Origin of the sequence: uncultured Paraglaciecola sp., from assembly GCF_943787955.1 — a bacterium.
In the GTDB taxonomy this organism is placed as follows: Bacteria; Pseudomonadota; Gammaproteobacteria; order Enterobacterales; family Alteromonadaceae; genus Paraglaciecola.
Window position 1 is genome coordinate 132,546 of record NZ_CALSOK010000010.1, and the last position, 23,146, is coordinate 155,691.

Sequence of the window (23,146 nt, forward strand, 5' to 3'; positions counted from 1 at the left end):
TTTTCGATTCAGTACCACTGTTAAATTAGGAATATTATGTATAGTGATAATGCACCGGTGATTTTTGAGGAATTAACCACCGAAAATGGTTTTAAAATTGGTTATGCCACGTTAACTAAACCCGCTTCGCTTAACGCCCTAGATTTGCCCATGATCAATTTGCTCACACCGCAATTAGAGAAATGGCAACAAGATCCCAAGGTTGCTATGGTGTTTTTAGATGGAAGTGAAGAACGGGCTTTTTGTGCCGGTGGCGATATTGTGTCGATGTACAAGTCGATGCAGGATTGGGGATCTATTAAAGAAAATCCTGATGCTAAATATAATTTCGCGTTACAAGCTTTTTTCACCCAGGAATACCAACTCGATTACCTCATTCACACGTTTTCTAAACCTATTTTAGTGTGGGGAAATGGTATTATTATGGGAGGGGGAGTGGGCTTGATGAGTGGCGGCAGTCACCGAGTTGTCACAGAAACCTCGCGCATTGCTATGCCTGAAATCAGTATCGGTTTATATCCAGACGTAGGTGGTAGCTACTTTTTAAATAAAATGCCAGCAGGCTGTGGTCTGTTTTTAGGCCTGACAGGAGCATTCATTAATGCAGCCGATGCGATATATTGCCGTTTGGCCGACTACTTTGTGCCCCACGATGCAAAAGTGAATTTTTTTACCCGCTTGTTAGCTGCAAATTGGCAAGAGGATGTATTACACCAAATTCTGTCGAGCATTTGCGAAGGTTTTCACACTTTGCATAGTGGGCAATTGCCCCAAGGTAACCTTATCGATAATCAGAATTGGTTAACAAATTTGGCGTCTCAAACTGATGTATCGCAAGCCGTTGAATTCATAATGTCAGTTAATGCTGACGATAATAAATGGCTAAGCAAAGCACAAAAATCCTTAAGTGCTGGGTCACCTATCACTGCACATTTGGTCTTCGAACAGCTGCGAAGAGGCAAAGACATGACCTTAGCAGCATGTTTTCAAATGGAATTATCTTTGTCTTGTAAATGTGGTGAGTTTGGTGAGTTTCAAGAAGGCGTTAGGGCGCTGTTGATTGAGAAAGATCATCAACCCAACTGGCGTTTTAAATCTGTTGATCAAGTTCCCCAAGAGGTGATTGTGTATTTTTTTGAAAATGTTTGGATACAAGACGCCCATCCTCTAGCGCATTTAGGCACAGATTAATAAAAAGCAGGTAATAAAAATGCAAAAACAACTACCAAAAATAGCGTTTATTGGTTTGGGCAATATGGGATCTCCTATGGCGCTCAATTTATTAAAAGCGGGTTATGCTGTATGTGTATTTGACCTAGTGCAAGCCGCTATGGACAACCTCGAACAAGCGGGTGCCAACCCTGCAAATTCTGCTTTAGAGGTTATTCAGGATGTTGATGTAGTGATATCCATGCTGCCGGCAGGTAAACATGTTGAGTCACTTTACATTGCTGAAAATGGACTTATTAGCCAGTTAAAATCAGGCACTTTGGTGATTGATTCGAGCACCATTGATGCTTCAACTTCACAATTGGTTGCCACTAAGTTGGCAGAAAAGGGTATCCATTGTATTGATGCACCGGTATCGGGAGGAGTAAGCGGCGCAACGGCGGGAACTCTGACTTTTATTGTGGGTGGGAAAGAGCAAGATTATGCTACTGCCTTACCTATTTTACAGGCTATGGGCAAAAATATCTTCCATGCTGGTGATCACGGGGCTGGGCAAATAGCCAAAATATGCAACAATATGTTGTTGTCAGTTTTGATGTTAGGCACCTGTGAATCGTTACAAATGGCGATTGATAATGGACTAGATCCTAAGGTGATGTCAGATATTATGTTACAAAGCTCTGGCAGAAACTGGACCTTAGAATTGTATAATCCATGTCCTGATGTGATGCCAAATGTGCCTTCATCCAATGATTATCAAGGCGGTTTTATAGTAGATTTGATGAAAAAAGATTTAGGCCTTGCTATGGACACGGGTATTAAAAGCCAATCGACTACACCTATGGGAGCGCTGGCGCAAAGTTTGTATAATATGCATAGTATGCAAGGTAACGGACAACTGGATTTTTCCAGTATTTTTAATTTATATTCTAAGCAAGAGAAGTCGTAATGAATTTACAAGATCAAGTGATTGTTATCACAGGTGCAGCCCAAGGCTTGGGTAAAGCCATGGCTGAAGAATTGGCTAAAAAAGGAGCGCATATTGCCCTGTTAGATTTGCAAGCAGAGGCTGTTGCAGCAGCGGCTGCCGATATTGAAAAGCTTGGAGTCAAAGCCTATGGTTACGTGGTGAATGTCACTGACGAAAAACAAGTAGAAGAAACCTTTGCAAAAGTGGCTGCAGATTTTGGCCAAATCAATGGTTTGATCAACAGTGCGGGCATCATGCGTGATGGTATGTTGCTTAAAGTGAAAGAAGGCAAAGTCGTCGATAAAATGCCGCTACAACAATTCCAATCAGTGTTAGATGTGAATGTCACAGGTACATTTTTGTGTAGTCGCGAAGCGGCTGCACAAATGGTTGAGACCAAAAGCAAAGGTGTCATAGTGAATATCTCCTCTGTCTCTCGCGCTGGAAATGCGGGACAAACCAACTACTCTGCATCTAAAGCGGCAGTGGCGACTATGACAGTAACATGGAGCAAAGAACTCGCCCGTTTTGGTATTCGTACTGGTTGTATTGCGCCTGGCTTAGTCGAAACCGCCATGGCCGCACAAATGCGCCCTGAAATGCGCGAAATGTTTATCAAAAGCATCCCTGCACAACGTTTAGCTGAAGTGGAAGAGCTGGCGCATGCGGCTAAGTTTATTTTTGAGAATGATTATTTTACGGGGCGGACTTTAGAATTAGATGGTGGGACTCGGGTGTAGAAATATCAAAACAATATGAGCTGCGTAGCAACAAATGATGAGGCGTAAAACATCTACTCACCTGTCAGGTAAATCAACTGTTAATGTACTGGTTTATCTGAATCTCCCCAATGAGTAGGGGCCCAAACTTAGTGCAACTGAGAAGGCGGTCATTGGAAATATTGAGTATTAATTATAAATTTTATCATATCGGATGCTAAAAATTAATTATTCGAATCAGCTCACAATATTGTGACTGAACCGATTTTTATTGCTATTAGGTTTGTGCATTATTAGGCTATTGGTTAAGAGCAGCAACAATAAAACTCGGTTGGAAATTCTCTTTGACAAAATCAGTTAATCATCCACTTCATTTTCTTTGGTGTGTACCTCGGTCAAGAAGTACCGCATTCGAAAAAATGATGGTGAATACTGATCAATTTAATGTCATTGGGGAGCCATTTATCGATATTTATAAACAAGGAATGCTCTCATCAAATGATGTTCAAATAACCCAGAGCAATTTCAATCATGTTTTTGAGTCACTCTCTCATAATAGTCTGCAACAGCCGGTTTTTGTCAAAGATATGGCTTACCATGTCACTCCCTTTATTCTAGATCATCAGATATTATCAGCCAAACATACTTTTTTAATAAGACACCCCAATTTATCCATCCCTTCGCTTTACAAAATGCGAGAGAACTTCCATGAAAATGAGACAGGATTTGAGGGGCAAATCACGTTATTTAAAAGAATATCTAAATTAACAGGGAAGAAGCCTTTCATTGTAGATGCTGAACGCCTCATAACGTCCCCAATCAAAACTGTGAGTCGCTTCTTTGATTCTATTAACCATGTTATGCCTAGAGGTGTTTTAGATTGGCAACCAGGCTCCAGAGATGACTGGAAAGGAAGGGAGTCTTGGCACATCGACGCTATTAATAGTAGTGGATTTATGGATACAAAAAGAGATGTAAAGGCAAGACCATTACCTTCACGTATCGATAAAGTTATCCAGCAAAATGTCCCACTCTATAATTTCATGTGCGAACAGTTGTATCAACAAAACTTGAAGGGAAGTTGAAATAGCCACAGATTTTAATTTACATGGCGCGTCATACATTAAAAGTCAAACTGATGTAATGTTTGCAACCAATGTTTGTACTTTTACATCTATTGCCTAAAAATTTATTATTGTGTTTCCTGCTGCGTTTGTCGCTTAACCCTGTGCGTCGTGGTGACTGCGTTAAAGATAAAATCACGTTCTAAAGTGATGGAAATCGTCTGAATTGTGCCCAAGTGTATTTGTCACTTCTTCCTCTCACCTCCTAGGTTATTTTTAGTTGTTTGCACATTAACAGGATGTTATTTGAACGAATGTAAAAACGCGATAAAAAGCTCAAATGTTGGTTGGTTTTTATCAGTATTGGTCCGTCATAACACTTAAACAACCAGGACTTGGGTATCCCACAAAACTAATTCCTTCAACCAAGAGATTTCGTGTAAGCAAATAAAATTATAATACCTACAGGGTCTTCATTTTGCTTACTAACTGACTCTGCCCGAAAAAAGTAACCCTCAATAAGTCAGCATGTTTACCAAGCTATCTTTGCTAATTTTCTCAACAAAAAGCCAGCTAGTATAAAAAATCAACATATTTTTCAGTATCTTCTGTATGAAATATGAGCTATGTTAAAAAAATGTTAATTTTCTAAGCCTTTTTTAATCGTCTACTAATATCAATATTGCTAGTTATGAAATAGGAAATACATCAATGAGTCACTTCTCTCAGGTGCAAGATTTATTACTACATAATCAACAATTACACGCCCGCACCGCATCATTTTATGATGAGTTGTCGGGTGAAGCTGATGGTGAGAGGGTCAAAATGTTCCTTAATACGTTAGTCAAACATGAAACCCAACTATCAAATTCCATGAAAAGTTATGTACAAAAGGCGCCAGCTAAAATACTTAATACTTTTTTTCAATTTGATCACGAACGCAGTACAGAGAATTTATTTACCATCGAATTTGATCGCAACCAAATTAGTTCTGATGATGTGGAAGTGTTGGCTAATCGTTTTGACGAATATTTCTGTGAGCTTTATGAAGGAATGTTGGTGACGGTGGACTGCGCAGTGGTTCAAGAATTATTTGAAAATTTACACCTAAATATGGTGGAAGAGAAAAAACGATTATCCATCGACATATATTCAATGATGGACATGTAAACATTATGTTGAAACGTGACCTGTGATCTATCAACTTTTTATAGTCAACCCATTGGTAAGTCACTTTGAAGAACAAAATATTTTATAGTTAATTTTAGTCGCGCCTTTACGGACGTTTTAAGTGATAAGTCCAAAAAGGTAATTTCGACAATAATGATCGAAAGAACTAATTAATTTTTGGAGTAATGTTGTTTATGACACAAGCACTGGTTGAACTGTGGCCAATTCTGCTGTATTTCACTTTTACATTGGTTTTATTAGGCGCTGTCATGTTTGCATCGTCTTTGTTGGGTCCCCGAACCCGCGGGCATTCTACACATTTACCCTACGAGTCTGGCATTCTGTCTTTGGGCAATGCCCGAGTAAAGTTTGCTAATCACTACTTTTTATACGCCATATTTTTTGTCATTTTTGATTTAGAAACCTTGTTTCTATTTGCTTGGGCTATTTCCTTTGAACAGGTTGGAGTCACTGGCTTTATCGAAGCATTAATTTTCATGCTTATTCTACTCGTCGCTTTGGTGTATTTGTGGCGAATTGGCGCATTAAACATTCTTAAAAGACACATACCGGAGCAACACTAATGGATTGGAATCTCAGCGACCCAAATATGGTGCCAAAACAGCTGCCAGTAATAGATGAATCGGTAAGGGAAGATATAAAAAAGAACGTGATCTTTACCACCTTGAACAATATGGTCAATTGGGGACGAAAAAACTCAATTTGGCCTTTTAACTTTGGTTTGTCATGCTGTTATGTAGAAATGGCCACCAGTTTTACCGCACGACACGACATCGCCCGTTTTGGGGCAGAAGTGATCCGTGCTACGCCAAGAGAAGCTGACTTAATTGTCATTTCAGGTACCGTATTTCGCAAAATGGCGCCCGTAGTGAAGCATCTGTATGACCAATTGCTCGAACCTAAGTGGGTCATATCCATGGGCAGTTGTGCCAATTCGGGTGGTATGTATGACATCTATTCTGTGGTTCAGGGCGTAGACAAAATCTTACCCGTTGATGTGTATGTACCCGGCTGTCCACCCCGCCCTGAAGCCTTGATGCAAGGTTTGATGTTGTTACAAGATGCAATTGGTCGTGAGCAACGACCGCTTAGTTGGGTCATTGGTGAAGACAGCCAAGTCAGTCAAATTGAAAAGCCTAGTCAAAGAGATATTCATAATAGCGAGCGTATGCGTGCTCGAGATCTCACGCCACCGGACAGGGTGTAAGCATGGGGCAACCTTCGAAGAAAAGTTTATTCAACGAAATTCAGCTATTGTTGGCAGGCTCTCACTTGCAAGAAGAAACCACCGCCGATGAAATCCCAACCCTATGGGTAGAGGCAAATGATATTGTGGTTGTGTGTGATGCCTTGCGTTCTAAACTCTCCGCACCCTTTAATTTTTTGTTCGATTTGACTGCCATCGACGAAACCACACGCCAACATAATGTATTGTCTCAGCGACGAGATTTTACCGTGGTCTACCTATTACGCTCATACTCGCGCAATCAGGACTTACGGATTAAAGTGGCGCTACCACAAGAAGCAAAATCTCTGGCCAGTATCACTTCCATTTGGCCGAACGCCAATTGGTACGAACGTGAGGTCTGGGACTTATTTGGGATTACATTTACCGGTCATCCTTGTTTGCGCCGAATAATGATGCCGACCACATGGCAAGGCCATCCTCTTTGTAAAACTCACCCAGCCCGTGCCACTGAGATGGGTGAATACAGTTTGCCAGATGATATGCGTGACTTAGAGCAAGAAGCATTAAAATTTAGCCCCGCTGATTGGGGGCTTGAGCCAAAAGGCCATCCTGAAGAATTTATGTGGCTTAATCTTGGGCCCAACCACCCCAGTGTACACGGTGTGTTTAGGATCATGTTACAGCTCGATGGTGAAGAAATTGTCGAGGCTATTCCTGATATCGGCTACCACCACCGGGGTGCAGAAAAGATGGGAGAACGCCAAAGCTGGCATTCTTACATTCCCTACACTGACCGCATCGATTACCTGGGCGGGGTTATGAATAACCTGCCATACGTGATGGCGATAGAAAAACTTGCGGGTATTGAGGTGCCAGAACGGGTCAAAGTTATCCGCGTGATGATGTCAGAAATGTTCCGCATTCTTAGCCATTTGCTATTCTATGGTACTTTCGCCCAAGACATTGGTTCGCTATCACCGATATTTTATATGTTTGTGGACAGGGAAAAACTGTTTGGCATTGTTGAAGCTATTACCGGCGCACGCATGCATCCGGCGTGGTTCCGAATTGGCGGCCTAGCTGCCGACTTACCCAAGGGTTGGGACAAGATGGTTACCGAATGGCTTGATTATATGCCGGCCAGAATGGCTGACTACGATCAGATGGTGATGCAAAATAGTTTAATCAAAAAAAGAGCGGTAGGAATAGGAGCTTACGATACCGCTACTGCTATTAACTGGGGAGTCACCGGACCAGGTTTACGCGCCACCGGCTTTGACTGGGATCTTCGCAAAAAACGCCCTTATAGTGGATATGAAAATTTTGATTTTGAAGTCCCACTTGGCTCACGTGGTGATGCTTATGACAGATGTGCCGTGCGGGTCGAAGAAATTCGCCAAAGCATGCGTATCATTCGTCAATGTGTGAACAATATGCCCGAAGGGCCATACAAAGCTGACCATGCACTGACCACCCCACCGCCTAAAGATCGCACCATGCAAGACATAGATAGCCTCATTCCACACTTTTTAAGTGTCAGTTGGGGGCCTATTATTCCCGCAGGCGAAGCAATGGTAGAAGTGGAAGCGACCAAGGGCAGCAATGCTTATTATCTCACCAGTGATGCCAGCACGATGAGTTATCGTACCCGAATTCGAACCCCTTCTTTCCCTCACTTGCAAATGATCCCCGTGATGGCTAAAGGGCAAATGATCGCGGATTTGATAGCGACGATTGGTAGCATTGATTTTGTTATGGCGGATGTAGACCGATGAACAAAACTATTCCTATCACCTTGATAGATCCACAGGCAGAAGTAAAAGTTGACTATCGCAAGTGGCTCAATAAAGTTGAAATTTCTGCTATTGAACATGAATGTGCTTTGTACGAAAGTCGCCCCGCTGCCGCCATAGATGCCCTGCAAATAGTGCAGCGAGAACGCGGCTGGATAAGTGACGAAAGCCTATACGCCATTGCCGATATCTTAGGTATGTCTGCAGCCGAATTGGAAGGTATCGCTACTTTTTACAATCTTATTTATCGCCAGCCTGTGGGACAACACGTTATTCACCTGTGCAATAGTATTAGTTGCTGGTTACATGATTATCAAAGCATTGCTGATCATTTACGTAAGACCCTTAATATTGAATTTGGTCAAACCACGGCAGATGGCAACATTACCTTGCTTCCCAATGTGTGTTTAGGTTGCTGTGATAAAGCGCCTGCATTGATGTTAGACGGAGAATTGGTTGAAAGTCTGGATAGCTGCGTTATTGACAAGCTGCTACAAGGGCTCAAAGGAGGCGGAAATGCATAAGCCATTGAGCCAAAATCTGGACATCAACAGCCCACAAAGTCTAACGGCTTACCAAAAAACGGGAGGTTATCAAGGATTCTACAATGCTTTAAAGATGCCGCCTCAGAACGTGCAACAACAAGTTTCAGACTCCAAGCTCAAAGGGCGTGGTGGTGCAGGTTTTATGACTGGTATGAAGTGGAGTTTTGTACCGATGGGCGATGGCGCACCACAACATAAATACCTGGTGTGTAATGCAGATGAAATGGAGCCCGGCACATTCAAAGACCGCTGGCTGATGGAAGGTTCGCCGCATTTACTGATTGAAGGCATGATGATTGCGGCCTACGCCATAGGTGCCGATGTAGCCTACATTTTTTTGCGCGGTGAATACCGCTTGTGCGCCACTCGCTTGCAACAAGCCATAGATGAAGCAAGATCAGCAGGATTACTTGGCGCGAATATTAATGGCAGCCACTACTCGCTCACATTACATCTTCACACCAGCGCAGGGCGTTATATATGCGGTGAAGAAACCGCACTAATCAATGCATTAGAGGGCAAGCGCGCCAACCCCCGTGCTAAACCGCCATTCCCACAAGTTGTGGGGTTGTTTGGCCGTCCAACCATAGTCAATAACTGCGAAACCCTATGTAACCTGCCTTGCATCTTAAAAAATGGTGTCGACTGGTACCAGCAATTATCAAGCGGAGCCGACACCGGCACCAAAATTTATGGGATCAGCGGCCGAGTCAAAAACGCTGGTTTATGGGAACTACCCATGGGTACTACAGCAGGTGAGATCCTAAAATTAGGCGGCGGTATGCAAGACGGATTAACCTTACGCGGCTGGTTACCTGGTGGCGCTTCTACCGACTTTTTACTGCCTGAACATTTGGATATTCCGATGGAATATGACGCCATTGCCAAAGCCGGTAGTCGAATGGGGACAGGTGTTATTATCGCCCTAGATGATAAGCATTGTCCGGTGGGTATGGTGCTTAATTTATTGCAATTTTTTGCCCAAGAATCCTGTGGCTGGTGCACACCTTGTCGAGACGGATTGCCCTGGGCCGTTGAAATTTTAACCCGCATAGAAAATGGTCATGGTACCCAAGATGATATCGACGCCTTACTGCAGCTATGCGGCTTTATGTGGATAGGTAAGACATTCTGCGCTCTAGCACCTGGTGCAGTCGAACCGTTGCGCAGTGGTATAAAATACTTTGCCGATGATTTTCAGCAGCATATTGATCACAAGGGGTGTCCTCACAGACATTAATTTATGGCTAAAATTTTTATCGATAATCAGCAATATACGGTTCACGACGGACAAAATCTGTTGCAGGCCAGTCTTTCTCTGAAACTAGACTTACCCTATTTTTGCTGGCACCCGGCAATGGGCTCAGTGGGTGCGTGTCGACAATGTGCCATGACCCAATATCAAGATGAAAACGACACCCGTGGTCGATTAATTGTAGCCTGCATGACACCGGTATCAGAGGGTATGCGGGTGAGTATGCAACAACCGGCTGAAAAAGAATTTCGCGATCAGGTTATCGCTGCACTGATGACCCATCATCCCCATGATTGTCCTGTTTGTGCTGAGGGTGGAGAATGTCATTTACAAGATATGACCGTCATGGCTGGGCATCACGAGCGAAGTTACAAAGGTAAAAAAACGACCTTTAAAAATCAAAATTTAGGACCTTTAATCAAACATGAGATGAATCGCTGCATTACCTGTTATCGCTGTGAACGTTTCTATAAAGATTATGCTGGAGGCACTGATTTAGCCGCACAAGCGTCAAAAAATCATGTCTATTTTGGTCGACAGCGAGACGGGGTATTGCAAAGTGAGTTTGCAGGAAACTTGGTTGAAGTTTGTCCGACAGGGGTATTTACTGACAAACCTTTTGGTGATCACTATGCCCGCAAATGGGACTTACAAACTGCCCTTTCAGTTTGTCAACATTGCTCAGTGGGTTGTAACACCAGTCTGTCTGAACGTTATGGCTCGGTTAGACGGGTTACCAACCGATTTAACGAACACCTCAATGGTTATTTTCTGTGTGATCGTGGCCGCTTTGGTTTTGGTTTTGTAGACAGTGATCTGCGTCGAAAACACATTTTACTTAAGGGCGAAACAGCAAACTGGGCCGACTCAGGGATTAGCGCCATACTAACAGACTCAGCACCTTGGCTGGGTATAGGCAGCAGCCAAGCTAGTCTGGAAGATAATTTTGCCTTGCAACAATTTGTGGGTGCAGAAAATTTCAGCCTGGGCCTGGACTCAAATCAGGAAACTCTACTGGCCACCCACATGAACATTTTAGCGCAATGGCCGAGTGCCAGTTTGGCTGAAATGGAGCAAGCTGATGCTATCATTATTCTCGGTGAGGATGTCAACAACAGCGCACCGCGTATCGCATTATCCATTCGTCAGGCGTTATTAAATAATGCCCGTGAACAAGCCGTAAAATTACGTGTGCCTGGCTGGCAAGATGCAGCAGTTCGCGCCATTGCACCACATCATCCCGTGCCATTGGCCTACTTAGGTTATGGGCAAAGTGATCTGAGTCAACAAGCCACAATACATCTGCTATGTGACGATAAACGTGCTGCAGAACAAGGCTTTATATTAGCCAATTTGTTAAACGAAAAAGCCCCTAAACCTAAATCCAGAAAAGTTGATGAACAAACCCTATTGCTGGTGGACATTCTAAAAACAGCTAAACGCCCATTGATAGTGACCGGTTGGTCTGCAAACAATCCGGCATTGTTAGCTGCTGCCGCCAATATTCGCCAGGCGCTGAGAAGCATAAAACCAGACCAAGATCACAGTATGTTATGCATTGTGTCACCTGAAGCCAATACACTGGCTCTAGGACTTCTTATGCAACAAGGTTATTTATCTGCTGAGCAACTAAAGACAAAATTAACCGTCGCAAAAACCAATCTTTTGGTGCTTGATCACAGTGATCCTCAGTTTGACAAGCAATTCGATGAACTTAGATCTAATGCAGCGCACATAGTGCGATTAAGCCAGTTAGGCAGAGCTTCACAACGACCTTCTCAAGACAGTCATGTTATAGATGAAGTGATCTTGCCCATATCCAGTTTTAGCGAGTGTAGTGGTTCACAAATTAATTATCAGGGACTGCTGCAATCATACTTACCGGCCACTAAACCCTCAGGCCAATGTTTACCGGCCTGGCAGTGGTTAGTTAATATTGCCAAGTTGCGCAAGCATACGCTGGGTAGTATTAGCGATTTAGGGCAGTTAAGAGACAAGATCAGCAATCTGTATTTACACTTAGCCGCTCATTGGCAAAAACATCATGGACAGTTGGCTTTACAAACTCAAAGAGTCAGTGGCCGCACAGCTATGTTGGCAAACCAAACGGTGCACGAGCCAAAACCCTTCGAAGAAGTGGGGGCTCCCTATAAACACAGTATGGAGGGGGCACAAGCAGGGCAAGATAGTGAGCAACCACTGGCATATAGCTGGTCGCCAGGCTGGAATTCAAATCAATCAAACCATAAATTTCGAGATGAATATCGCGGTGACACGCTGGCTGCCCAAGGCGGAGTGCGCTGCGTAATTGCCGTGCAAAAGAATCAATGGTTTAAATGGTCACCACAATGGTCTAAAGCTAATAAGGCAAAATGGCAACTATTGCCTCTACAAAAAGTGTTTGGCAGCGACAATCTAAGTTTACATGCCTTCCCAGTTGCCCAACTTAAGGTGCAAGCACAAATAGTCATGCGCCAGGCACAAGCACAAAAACTTAACATAGCGGCAGGGCAGCTGGTATATTGCGATAATAACGCAACACTTTTTCACGTCGTTTTTGACCCTCAAGTCCCTACTAATAGCCTGTTGATATATGTTCCGGCAGACCAATATTTCCCGCTTCGGCATTGCGAACAGTTAACACTTGCGACTGCCAAACAAAGCCAAGAATATACTGATAAATTACAAAGTGCCCTCGCTCATCAGGCTAGCCAAAAGCAGACTCAGCTTCAAAATATGCTGGCCCAAGACCACACTATTCCCATTCACTTCATTGAGGGAGTTGTCTGATGCCAGAGTTAGATTTGATCATATTGATCGCCGCTATGGTGGCTATTCTGGTGCCTACTGCCGCTATGTTGGTTTGGTTTGAAAGGCGTTTATTAGGCTTCTTTCAACAACGTTATGGCCCCAATCGGGTTGGCTATTTTGGCATTTTACAATCCTTGGCTGACTTAATAAAAATCCTATTCAAACATGACTGGATCCCACCTTTTGCCGACCGCCCAGTGTTTGTATTGGCACCACTGATTGGTGCAATGGCCATATTAATGAGTTTTGCAGTTATCCCCATGGCGCCAGGTTTAGTGGTATCAGACAGCAATATTGGTTTGCTTTTTTTTCTCGCCATGACCTCAATGGCAGTCTACTCGGTGGTGTTGGCTGGTTGGGCGTCTAACAATAAATATGCGGTATTGGGCGGCATGCGGGCAGCCGCACAAACCATTAGTTATGAAGTGTTTATGGGGGTGTCTTTGCTTGGCGTGGTGATCTTAAGTGGTAGCTTTAAACTCAGTGACATCGTTTTAGCACAAGAGGGCATGTGGTACTTCATCCCGCAATTTCTTGGTTTTGTGATTTTTATCATTGCCGGTGTGGCAGAAAGCCATCGCCTGCCTTTCGACTTACCAGAAGCAGAAACCGAACTGGCAGCAGGTTTTCACACCGAATATTCCGGGATCAAATTTGCCCTTTTTTTCCTCGGTGAATATCTGGGTATGATGTTAATTTCAATGATGATCACCACCTTGTTTTTAGGTGGGTGGCTGGGCCCTTGGTTACCCCCTTTTGTGTGGTTTGTATTAAAAACCATGGGGTTAATCTGTTTCTTTATTCTGCTGCGTGCATCCCTGCCTCGTCCACGCTTTGATCAATTACTGGAATTTGGTTGGAAGTGGATGTTACCCCTTGCCTTGCTGAATTTAGTGGGCACCGCCGTCGTTCAACTATGGGGAGAATTTTAACCATGTATTCTCAAATTAGAACCATGTGGACTGTATTCAAACATTTGTTTGATAGAACCGATACGGTGCAATATCCAGAACAAAAACCTTATTTAGCGCCTCGATATCGAGGCCGCATCGTGCTTACCCGCGATCCCGATGGGGAAGAGCGTTGCGTGGCTTGTAATTTATGTGCCGTGGCCTGCCCGGTTGACTGTATATCCCTACAGAAAACCGAAGATGATCAGGGACGGTGGCGTGCCGATTTTTTTCGAATTAATTTCTCGCGCTGTATTATGTGTGGTTTGTGTGAAGAAGCTTGCCCTACCTATGCGATCCAACTTACCCCTGATGTGGAAATGGCTGAATATGATCGGCAAAACATGGTGTATGAAAAAGAACATTTACTGATAGGCGGCTCAGGTAAATATCCCGATTACAACTTCTACCATAAAGCCGGAATAACGATTAAAGGTAAAGACAAAGGCGAAGCCGACAATGAGACACCCCCTGTGGATATCAGGAGTTTAATGCCATGAATGCTGAATTATTATTTTATGTGAGTGGCAGCATTGCAATAGTCGCCAGCCTGTTTGTAGTGACCAATAAAAATGCGGTGCATGCTCTGTTATATTTGGTGGTGAGTTTGTTGGCTTTGGCGATGTGTTTCTATTTACTTGGTGCGCCTTTTGCTGCGGCCTTACAGATCATCGTTTATGCCGGGGCCATTATGGTGTTATTTGTGTTTGCGGTGATGATATTTAACATCAACCAGTCAGACATCGACCGAGAAAGTCAGTGGCTGAAGTGGCAGAATTGGGTGGGTCCTTCAGCGTTAGTGATGGTATTACTGGCTGAAGTGATATGGGTGCTGCAATCCCATCAGGCATGGTCTACTAGTGATGTGCAATTAGTGGATGCTAGAGCGGTAGGTAGTTTATTGTTTGGCCCGTATTTATTGGCTGTTGAGATTGCGTCTTTCTTATTACTGGCAGGGTTAGTGGGTGGTTATCACTTAGCCAAAGAGCTTCCCCAAAGAGCTATTAAAAAACAGGCCCATAAGTTATGACAGTACCTATTGAACATGGTTTTGTGCTGGTTGCTATCCTTTGGGCCATTGGCCTTATCGGTTTGTTAAGTCGCAAGAACACCTTATTTATGCTGATGTCCATGGAAATCATGCTCAATGCAGGTGCCCTGGCCTTTATTCTGGCTGGCAGCTTATGGCAACAAGCCGATGGACAAGTGATTTATATTCTAATCCTCAGTGTTGCCGCAGCCGAAGTCGGACTTGGACTGGCCTTGCTGATCCGTTTGCGTGAACATATTGGCGATTTAGATATCGACAAACTAGACGATTTGAGAGGCTAAACATGCAAGATTGGCTGTTTGTTGTCCCGTTACTGCCACTGACTTCGGCAATAATATTGTTGTTATTGGCCGGTCGATTGTCACCTATTGTGGTGTCTTTGGTGGGTGTTGGTTCAATGGGCCTAGCTGCCCTGTTAACGTTGTTCATTGGTATAGAGTTTTTTGTCAGTAATGCTGTGGCTTATCAACAAGTGTTGTTTAACTGGCTACCTATTGCTGGCGCAAGTCTAGACGCGGGTCTGCATTTAGATCAACTTTCAATTGTCATGGTGAGTGTTATAACTGGCGTAGGCTGGATGATCCATTGGTACGCTGCTGCTTACATGTTTGGCGACAAAAACGTGCAGCGCTTTTTTGTATACATGAATTTATTTGTTTTTGCTATGTTGATGCTGGTGTTAGGTGACAACCTAATACTCTTGTATCTAGGCTGGGAAGGCGTGGGTTTATGCAGTTTCTTATTGATTGGCTTTTGGCAACATGAGCCCAATAACGTAGCTGCTGCAAAAAAGGCTTTCATTGTCACGCGTGTGGGTGACACTGCACTGATGCTCGGTTTGCTGATCTTATTTAGCGAATTTGGCAGCCTTCATATCGATACCATTGTGACGTCGAGTTTGGTTGTTGACCCAACCAACTTGTGGCTAGCCTGTATTTTATTGGTGGGTGGCGCCGTGGGTAAGTCGGCTCAGTTGCCATTGCAAACTTGGTTACCAGACGCGATGGCGGGCCCCACACCTGTGAGTGCTTTGATCCATGCTGCCACTATGGTTACCGCTGGTGTGTATTTAATTGCTAGGATGCATCCATTGTTTTTGCAGGTTGAAGGCATATTAACCATAGTGGCTTGGATAGGCGCCTTAACTTTGGTACTAGCGGGTTTAGCGGCGTTAGCGCAATCCGATATAAAACGCATACTGGCCTACTCCACCATGAGCCAAATTGGTTATATGTTTCTGGGCTTGGGTGCTTTAGTCTTTGACGGCGCGATTTTTCATTTAATGACCCATGCTTTTTTTAAGGCACTACTGTTTTTAACTGCAGGCAGCATTATCTTAAAAATGCACCATCAACAAGACATCTTTAAGATGGGCGGACTGTTTCGTAGCTTGCCTATGACCTCGACCTTTTTATTAATTGGTTTATTAGCTTTAGTCGCTTTTCCTGGTAGTTCAGGATTTTTCAGTAAAGAAGCTATTTTAGCGGCAACTTATGAGGCCCATACCGCCGGTCCTATTCTTTGGTGGATGGGGGTTTTAGGCGCCTTCTTGACCAGTTTATACAGCTTCCGTTTATGGTTTATTGTCTGTTTTGGCCCAGCGAACCACCATCTTGAAGAAGGTGATTATGCGCCATCTAGCCATCTCGTTGTGCCCTTATTGCCTTTAGTCGTATTAGCGGTGATAGGTGGCTTTATTAGTTTAGATTTCAGCCAGGTATTTGGTCCAGCTACCCATCCACATTTGCCCCTATGGATTGAATGGATGCCCGTGGCAGTGGCGTTTGCCGGCTTTGCTGTGGCATGGGTGCTCTACTTTCCTCGCAATACATCCGATTCACAGCACAATCAAGGTGCGTTGCAGAATTTTTGCCGAGACGGACTGGGTTTTGATTGGCTATATGATTGGGTGTTTACCAAACCTCTACAACTGTTTGCGCGGGTCAATAAAAGCGATGTCGTCGACCAATTTTATCATTTTGTTGGCTGGTTTAATTTCAGTTTAAATGAGGTGTTGGTGATTAGCCAAAACGGTAAAGTACGATGGTACTTATACGTTACCCTCGCTGGCTGCGCCTTAATGTTGGGAGGGCTGGTATGGTGGTCGTAAATATGCAACTTTTAAGTTTACTGATTTTCTTACCTCTTATATGTGGTGCTGTAGCCTGGTTTACCGAGAATAAATGGAGGGGATCTGGTAATTGGGTCAGTTTGTTCAGTTTAACGGGTTTGCTACTATTGAGTCTTTACTTAGGCAGCTTAGGCGATAGCAGTTTAAGCTGGCATTGGTTTGCGCGTTTTAACATTCATTTTACCCTGTTATTCGACGGTTTAGCCTTATTAATGGTGGTATTGACTCTCGCTCTAGCCATATTAGCGGTAGTGGTTTCCTGGCACGAAATCGAACAACACAGAGGCTTATTTCATTTCAATTTACTGTTCAGCGTAGCGGGCATTATGGGTGTATTTCTAGCCGCTGATCTCTTCCTGTTTTTTGTGTTTTGGGAAGTGATGCTAATACCCATGACCGCACTTATTTTAATCTGGGGTCATGAAAAGCGCCGCTACGCTGCCATTAAATTTTTCATTTTCACCCAAGCCAGTAGTGTATTAATGTTAGTGGCGATCATCGCACTGGCTTTAGAGCACCAAACACAAACCGGCTTTTTAAGTTTCAGCTTGGCCGAGTTACAAATTTTGGCATTTGCCCCTAAAACTGAATACTGGTTAATGCTGGGTTTCTTTGTCGCTTTTGCGGTGAAATTGCCTATGGTGCCCTTACATAGCTGGCTACCTGATGCCCATACCCAGGCGCCCACAGCGGGCAGTGTTTTGTTGGCGGGTATTTTATTAAAAACCGGCGCTTATGGGCTAATCAGAATAGTGCTGCCCCTATTTCCTAACGCAACCATGGAATTTGCGCCTATTGCAGTGACATTAGGTGTGTTAAGTATTATTTATGGGGCTTTAATGGCCTATAGCCAAACTGACTTTAAACGTTTGGTGGCTTATTCCAGTATCAGTCATATGGGTTTTGTGTTGCTTGCCCTCTTTAGCTGGCATGAAGTGGCGCTGCAAGGTGCAATATTAACCATAGTCGCCCATGGTATCAGTAGTGCGGCCTTGTTTAGCATGGCAGGCATGATCCAACATAGGATCCATAGCCGCGAGCTCCTTAGCATGGGGGGGATGTGGGCTAGCGCCCCCAAAATGGCCACCATCACTTTAATATTTGTGATGGCAGGCATTGGTATGCCGGGCATGGCCAACTTTAATGGTGAATTGTTTACTCTGTTGGGTAGTTACCACGTTTTCCCTACCCACACTATTATTGCCGCACTGGGCATAATCGGCTCAGCTGTATATGGCTTGCATCTTTTCCAGCGAGCGTTTCAAGGGCCAGCCAATATCGATATCACCGACTTACATGTGCGCGAGCTGGTTTACAGCAGTTTATTGGTCGTGGCCTTATTCTATTTTGGTTTACAACCCCACATCATACTTGATCTCAGTGCCGACACCCTGAGCAGTTTGTTAAGTATCGTCAAGGAGGTAAAACCATGAACATGCAAGAGTTATGGTTACTACTGCCGGTGTTAATCGTCAGCGCTGGGATTTTGTTAGTCATGCTGCAAACGTCTTGGCAGCGTAATAGTGTTATTGCTCAAGGCTTAACGGTGCTCACCCTTGTCTTGGCATTAGCTGCGTTGATTTGGCAATACCCGAACGATTTCAAAACCATCACACTTCTGTTTGAGTACGAACCCATAGGCGGATTTTTCAGCTTACTGATTTTGATGGTGTGTATTTCTGTTGCCCTATTACAAGGTCCTTATATGGGTAGCTCTTATCAGGGAAACGCAAGCAAAGAAGTTGCCGAAGAGTTTTATATGCTATTGCTGCTGTCTTGTTTGGGCGGCATGTTGTTAGTGATGTCGCGACATGTGGGCAGTGTGATCCTCAGCATTGAATTAATGAGTTTGGCCATGTTAGCCATGCTCGCTTATAACCGGGAGCGTAAAGCATCCTTAGAAGGCGCGATGAAATACCTGCTGCTATCAGGTGCAGCAACCAGTGTGTTGTTAATGGGTTTTGCCTTACTTTATGCTACCAGCGGGCAATTATTGTTAGTGGATATGCTGCCATCCCCCATGGGTTTGTTAGCTAAAAGTGGTTTTGTGCTGTTACTCGCCGGACTAGCGTTTAAATTATCATTGGTGCCCTTACATTTTTGGACCCCAGATGTCTATCAAGGCGCGCCAGTCAACTCCACCTTATTACTAACTACCTTATCCAAAGCGGCGGTGTTCGCTTTATTTATCAAACTGATACTATTGGTACCTGCGGATTTTGAAGCCGACATGTTACGTATGCTCAGTTGGATGGCCATCGCCAGTATGCTGCTCGGCAATTGGTTGGCATTGCAACAACAAAGTATAAAACGTTTAATGGCGTACTCAGCCATCGCACATATGGGATATGTGTTAGTGGCGGGCATTATTGCCATGGGGATCGACCACAGTTTAGCATTAGAAGGCGCCAGTTATTACTTGTTGGCTTATTTAGTGGCTTCTATCTTGATTTTTGCGGTATTAAGTTTGTTATCCAAATTAGACGACCCACATGACGTAGACCAACTATCACAATTACAGGGCTTATTCTGGCAACATCCGTGGCTTGCGAGCATCATGACCTTAGGATTATTGTCTTTGGCGGGTATGCCTATCACCATAGGTTTTATTGGCAAATTTTACGTGCTGACTTTGGCGGTCAAACTATCCGCCTGGTGGTTAATCGCCGCTATGTTGGTTGGCAGTGCAGTAGGTTTATATTATTACTTACGGGTGATTTTTACCTTGTTTGCACCCACACAAAGCGAAATACACCTAACACCTGGTGCTTATTTCACCAAAATCTGGATCGGTATCATTGCAGTAGGCTTACTACTATTAGGTATTTTACCCGGATTATTGGGTGATCAATTACGCAGTATATTAGTGGTAGGCTAAGGGGAGGTAAAACTAAGGTCTTGCTTATGTCGTCAAATTTTGATGCTCACACAGGGGGTGCCAAACGATAAACTTTCAAGGTTTCTGCATCTATCTACTAGTCGTTATTTTTGTTGTTGAGTACCCTAAGATACGACCTAATTTAATAGGAAAAAAGCCACCTTTGTCACTATAGGTATCGACAATACAGTAAAATCAAAGAGGGATAATACTAGCCGCCGACATTACCCTGTTATGGTCTCTAAAAATGTACCGTCTGTAAATGGGAATAATGTTGGAAAAAGGCGGGAACGACGTTAGTCGTGAGCCTGTGACTACTATTAGCAATGAATCCTGCAACAATTTGGCTCTAAAGCAGCTCCTAAAGCTAATATATCACTGTCTCGTTCGGTTTTCCCAGTCAAAACATTAGCTTGAATATAGCCTAAGAGATAGAAGAAACTCAGCCGCCCAAAGCTTTCATAGACTCATGGATCAGGTAAAAGTGGTTCGTGCCAATTATAGATCTTCATTGTAGAATTAACTCAGGTGGGGGAAAGACCTAAAAAGTGGTCTCTGGCATTGTCAAAGTTATCAGCTAGCCTATTCAGCTAAAAGATTTTTACAATGAATGTCTGCGCAATTCGTGTAAAAGCTTTAGTTAGCTGACGTATAAGTTTTAAGTTGACTCTGACCCTGAGGTATCCGGGTGGATAAGCGCCCAACTGCGATCAGGTAAGCGCCTAAGAATAAACTAATAGAAGCACAGAGCGTGAGGAGTACATATACGTGTGCAATCAGCATGAATATGCTAGTTTAGCGACTTCTCAGGTAGTGCCAACGCTGTTAGAAGGGTGACTTTACATTGTTTGTGTATCAAGTTTTTACTGTTTGCTGAAGCAGGTCAACCAATTGCATCACCGAGGACGCAGTCGGGTACTACGCAGCGTGTTTCGACCCACCTCTTATACTGCTACCAAGCCAATGAAGTATAGTTTTGGGACAACACTTACCTGGGGTCGCGCATTAAAGAAGAATATTATTACCTATAAACAATTGAGGACATCAATAGTCGAAAAAGTGTTGGTTGGGAAATACATTACGGAGAATCGGCGGAAAACGCGGCTAAACTGATCCGCAGAATACATCTAAGAAAGGAAATTAACGGCCAGCCGCCTGTGCTTCATTCAGATAATGGTAGCCCGATGAAAGGTTCGTCTATTGTTGAAACGGTATATCAATTAGGCTTCGCCACATCTTTTAGCCGTCCACGAGTTAGCAATGATAACGCGTATGCAGAGTCTATTTTTAAAACGTGTAAATACAGGCATGACTATCACTACAAAAAATTTTCGAGTATGGATGAAACGCGCGAATGGGTGTTGAAATATAACCACTGGTACAACTTTATTCATAAGCACAGCGGTATCAAATTCGTGACTACACATCAACGGCATGCTGGGCTAGCTGATAAGATATTGGCGAAAAAAAAAGAGTATAACAAGGTGCCAAAGAGCGAACCACATAGCGTTTGCTTGGTGAAATCCGCAACTGGGATTTACCCGAAGTATTGCACTTAAACCCTAAACGAAATACCACTAAAGTTAAAAGTGCGAACAAGTTGATCGCTATAATTAGTTCGATAACACCGTAAATCAGAAGGAAACATTTTATCCAGATTATAGAAAACGTTAATTTTTCTAACGTAATTTTCCATTACTTGAACATTTTTAGGATATTTATCTAGTCAAAATACATCTTTATCTACTACGTGCATCCTTTTAGATTAGCTAGCTTTATAGTGACATAGTTAATTTTTGACATCTAATAGCTGTTACGATCGTTTTTATAACAGCTCTTTTTAAGCGCAATGGTGACAAAAAAGACGCGCCCAAAATCTATTCCAGAATTCCATAATTTAGATTGGAACCAGCAAAGCTCGTGCTTCGCCAGAACTATACCCATCGAGAGATAGTTAAAGCCATGAGAAATATCACCATTACTTGTGTCTAGACAGAAAAAGAAAATGAATTTATAAAATATTTGTCAGGAATTTATATCTAACTGACATAAAGTGTCAAACAATACAAAACTTTTAGGTGTGTTGGTTTTTTTTATCTAATAAACCGTTGAGTAAATAAATACCATTTTCTAGATTATCGAAACTCATTTCATACGCGTCAGCGCTATTACACCAAATAACCAATTCTTCTAATCGGTTATTGGTGACTGACTCACCAAACCAAGTGGAATTTGAAATAAGTTTCTTCAATGTATCCACCGAGTTTAACGGTTGTAATTTGGGCTGATTAGTAGTTTTATAATTTGGGAAAATAATAAGCTGGGTAGTTAATTTTTCACCCTCATCACTAATCCCACTCGAGGGGGGCAGAAAGCGAACAGGGTTTCCGTCACGCATTAATACAGGGGAGTTCGCAATAAATGGAAAGCTTGGCTGTAGTAACTTCCAGCTATGCTCTTTCAGGCAGAGACTGGTTCTGAGGGGGCAAATATCACCTTCTTTAGAAAGCAATGGCACTACATCATCAGCCAGATACTCGGCTCCCTGGTGCATCAGAGCTGCTGCTAGTGTGGTTTTACCCGAGCCACCTTTAGCGGGCATTACAAAACAGTGCCCTTTCCACTTGAGAGCTGCAGCGTGCAATACCGTTATGAAATCAAGATGTCGATATCCTTCTTCTACTATTTCATAAATTAGACGTTGTGCGATTGCATCTGCGTAAGGAGCGGAATAAAGGCATTTACCATTTTTAATCAAATCAATTGTTTCGCCTTTGTCTAATAATTGAAATAAGCAATGGGTTTTATGCTCGGTTGATACCTCGAGGTGATTGACAGCATTGGCGATTAATTCCTCTACATCACTGCACTGATTTTCTAGTGCAATTATTCGCTGACCAACTTTCAATATTTGGGTGGTAGACGCTTTGGGTTCGACCAACAACTTGGACCTTTGCCATTCGCCGATGATACCAGACACATCAAGAAGGGCATCTACAGCGGAAATGTTGGTCCCATCAGAAAGTAAGTTAGCTATTTCTTCAGCGGTAAAACCCTGATAAAGGGCTTCCCATATTAATTTTGCCATTGGGTCGAGCAAAATAATTTCACTAGTGCCTGACACCGCAATTGCGAGTGATTCTCCAATCGGAAATCCTTTATGTAATGGGCGCATATTTTTCTCAGCTTGTTAGGTTTGCAATTTTAAACGTTTAGTCTATGTCTAACGATTATTTACTGCAATTGGGTTCTTAGCAACTATTATTCGCTCTTTGCTTTTGCAAGCATAAACTTCTTATCTAACTGTTTACAATGAATTATTATTGTAGTAATTTAATTATCAGTATAATTTTAATGCTTAAATCCTTGCTGTGTGCGGGAGTTAAAAATTATTGCAATAACTTAAAAATTGGAAGTGTAGATGAGTGA

General features: G+C 43.2%; 20 protein-coding genes. 19 read left to right on the forward strand and 1 reads right to left on the reverse strand.

Features of this window, described 5'->3' with window-relative positions; all coding sequences use genetic code 11:
• The first annotated feature begins 36 nt into the window (after positions 1 to 36).
• The 19 genes from Q0Y52_RS08305 to Q0Y52_RS19445 all read left to right on the forward strand — a co-directional run bounded on the left by Q0Y52_RS08305 (position 37) and on the right by Q0Y52_RS19445 (position 21,276).
• The gene (locus tag Q0Y52_RS08305; protein ID WP_297820533.1) at positions 37 to 1,191 is read left to right on the forward strand and encodes an enoyl-CoA hydratase/isomerase family protein; all 1,155 of its coding nucleotides are present in this window, start codon (positions 37 to 39) and stop codon (positions 1,189 to 1,191) included.
• A 19-nt stretch (positions 1,192 to 1,210) separates the two neighbouring features.
• On the forward strand, positions 1,211 to 2,119 hold the full coding sequence (mmsB, locus tag Q0Y52_RS08310; RefSeq protein ID WP_297820536.1) for a 3-hydroxyisobutyrate dehydrogenase: 909 nt from the start codon (positions 1,211 to 1,213) through the stop codon (positions 2,117 to 2,119).
• Positions 2,119 to 2,880: an SDR family oxidoreductase gene (locus Q0Y52_RS08315; protein ID WP_297820539.1), complete on the forward strand. Its 762-nt coding sequence runs from the start codon at positions 2,119 to 2,121 to the stop codon at positions 2,878 to 2,880. Before mmsB ends, Q0Y52_RS08315 begins: the two co-directional genes overlap by 1 nt.
• 323 nt (positions 2,881 to 3,203) lie before the next feature.
• The gene (locus Q0Y52_RS08320; protein WP_297820542.1) at positions 3,204 to 3,944 is read left to right on the forward strand and encodes a hypothetical protein; all 741 of its coding nucleotides are present in this window, start codon (positions 3,204 to 3,206) and stop codon (positions 3,942 to 3,944) included.
• A gap of 690 nt (positions 3,945 to 4,634) precedes the next feature.
• Entirely contained in the window at positions 4,635 to 5,093 is a 459-nt protein-coding gene (locus Q0Y52_RS08325) for a hypothetical protein (RefSeq protein WP_297820545.1), read from the forward strand.
• 194 nt (positions 5,094 to 5,287) lie between these two features.
• Positions 5,288 to 5,677: an NADH-quinone oxidoreductase subunit A gene (ndhC, locus tag Q0Y52_RS08330; RefSeq protein ID WP_297820547.1), complete on the forward strand. Its 390-nt coding sequence runs from the start codon at positions 5,288 to 5,290 to the stop codon at positions 5,675 to 5,677.
• The gene (locus Q0Y52_RS08335) at positions 5,677 to 6,321 is read left to right on the forward strand and encodes an NADH-quinone oxidoreductase subunit B family protein (RefSeq protein ID WP_271863547.1); all 645 of its coding nucleotides are present in this window, start codon (positions 5,677 to 5,679) and stop codon (positions 6,319 to 6,321) included. The genes ndhC and Q0Y52_RS08335 overlap by 1 nt, the downstream gene beginning before the upstream one ends.
• A 2-nt stretch (positions 6,322 to 6,323) precedes the next feature.
• Positions 6,324 to 8,078, forward strand: a complete 1,755-nt coding sequence (nuoC, locus tag Q0Y52_RS08340; RefSeq protein ID WP_297820553.1) for an NADH-quinone oxidoreductase subunit C/D — start codon at positions 6,324 to 6,326, stop codon at positions 8,076 to 8,078.
• Positions 8,075 to 8,620, forward strand: coding sequence for an NADH-quinone oxidoreductase subunit NuoE (gene nuoE, locus Q0Y52_RS08345; protein WP_297820556.1), 546 nt, complete (start codon positions 8,075 to 8,077; stop codon positions 8,618 to 8,620). The genes nuoC and nuoE overlap by 4 nt, the downstream gene beginning before the upstream one ends.
• Positions 8,613 to 9,881 (forward strand): NADH-quinone oxidoreductase subunit NuoF, encoded by a 1,269-nt coding sequence (nuoF, locus tag Q0Y52_RS08350; RefSeq protein ID WP_297820559.1) that lies wholly within the window; start codon positions 8,613 to 8,615, stop codon positions 9,879 to 9,881. Before nuoE ends, nuoF begins: the two co-directional genes overlap by 8 nt.
• Positions 9,882 to 9,884: 3 nt before the next feature.
• On the forward strand, positions 9,885 to 12,686 hold the full coding sequence (nuoG, locus tag Q0Y52_RS08355; protein ID WP_297820561.1) for an NADH-quinone oxidoreductase subunit NuoG: 2,802 nt from the start codon (positions 9,885 to 9,887) through the stop codon (positions 12,684 to 12,686).
• The gene (nuoH, locus tag Q0Y52_RS08360) at positions 12,686 to 13,639 is read left to right on the forward strand and encodes an NADH-quinone oxidoreductase subunit NuoH (RefSeq protein ID WP_297820564.1); all 954 of its coding nucleotides are present in this window, start codon (positions 12,686 to 12,688) and stop codon (positions 13,637 to 13,639) included. The genes nuoG and nuoH overlap by 1 nt, the downstream gene beginning before the upstream one ends.
• Positions 13,624 to 14,157: an NADH-quinone oxidoreductase subunit NuoI gene (gene nuoI / locus Q0Y52_RS08365; protein ID WP_297820566.1), complete on the forward strand. Its 534-nt coding sequence runs from the start codon at positions 13,624 to 13,626 to the stop codon at positions 14,155 to 14,157. The genes nuoH and nuoI overlap by 16 nt, the downstream gene beginning before the upstream one ends.
• Positions 14,154 to 14,687, forward strand: coding sequence for an NADH-quinone oxidoreductase subunit J (nuoJ, locus tag Q0Y52_RS08370; protein WP_297820568.1), 534 nt, complete (start codon positions 14,154 to 14,156; stop codon positions 14,685 to 14,687). The genes nuoI and nuoJ overlap by 4 nt, the downstream gene beginning before the upstream one ends.
• On the forward strand, positions 14,684 to 14,989 hold the full coding sequence (gene nuoK / locus Q0Y52_RS08375) for an NADH-quinone oxidoreductase subunit NuoK (RefSeq protein WP_297820570.1): 306 nt from the start codon (positions 14,684 to 14,686) through the stop codon (positions 14,987 to 14,989). Before nuoJ ends, nuoK begins: the two co-directional genes overlap by 4 nt.
• Positions 14,990 to 14,991: 2 nt before the next feature.
• Positions 14,992 to 16,818: an NADH-quinone oxidoreductase subunit L gene (gene nuoL, locus Q0Y52_RS08380; RefSeq protein WP_297820572.1), complete on the forward strand. Its 1,827-nt coding sequence runs from the start codon at positions 14,992 to 14,994 to the stop codon at positions 16,816 to 16,818.
• Between the two features lie 2 nt (positions 16,819 to 16,820).
• Positions 16,821 to 18,272 carry a NuoM family protein gene (locus Q0Y52_RS08385; RefSeq protein ID WP_297820574.1) on the forward strand — a complete coding sequence of 484 codons (1,452 nt, stop codon included), beginning with the start codon at positions 16,821 to 16,823 and terminating at the stop codon, positions 18,270 to 18,272.
• Positions 18,269 to 19,717 carry an NADH-quinone oxidoreductase subunit N gene (locus Q0Y52_RS08390; RefSeq protein ID WP_297820576.1) on the forward strand — a complete coding sequence of 483 codons (1,449 nt, stop codon included), beginning with the start codon at positions 18,269 to 18,271 and terminating at the stop codon, positions 19,715 to 19,717. Before Q0Y52_RS08385 ends, Q0Y52_RS08390 begins: the two co-directional genes overlap by 4 nt.
• Before the next feature lie 1,184 nt (positions 19,718 to 20,901).
• Positions 20,902 to 21,276 carry an integrase core domain-containing protein gene (locus Q0Y52_RS19445; RefSeq protein ID WP_366939264.1) on the forward strand — a complete coding sequence of 125 codons (375 nt, stop codon included), beginning with the start codon at positions 20,902 to 20,904 and terminating at the stop codon, positions 21,274 to 21,276.
• A gap of 515 nt (positions 21,277 to 21,791) precedes the next feature.
• On the opposite strand, the gene Q0Y52_RS08395 is transcribed toward Q0Y52_RS19445, so the two are convergent.
• Positions 21,792 to 22,892, reverse strand: coding sequence for a PqqD family peptide modification chaperone (locus Q0Y52_RS08395; protein ID WP_297820578.1), 1,101 nt, complete (start codon positions 22,890 to 22,892; stop codon positions 21,792 to 21,794).
• Positions 22,893 to 23,146 lie beyond the last annotated feature (254 nt).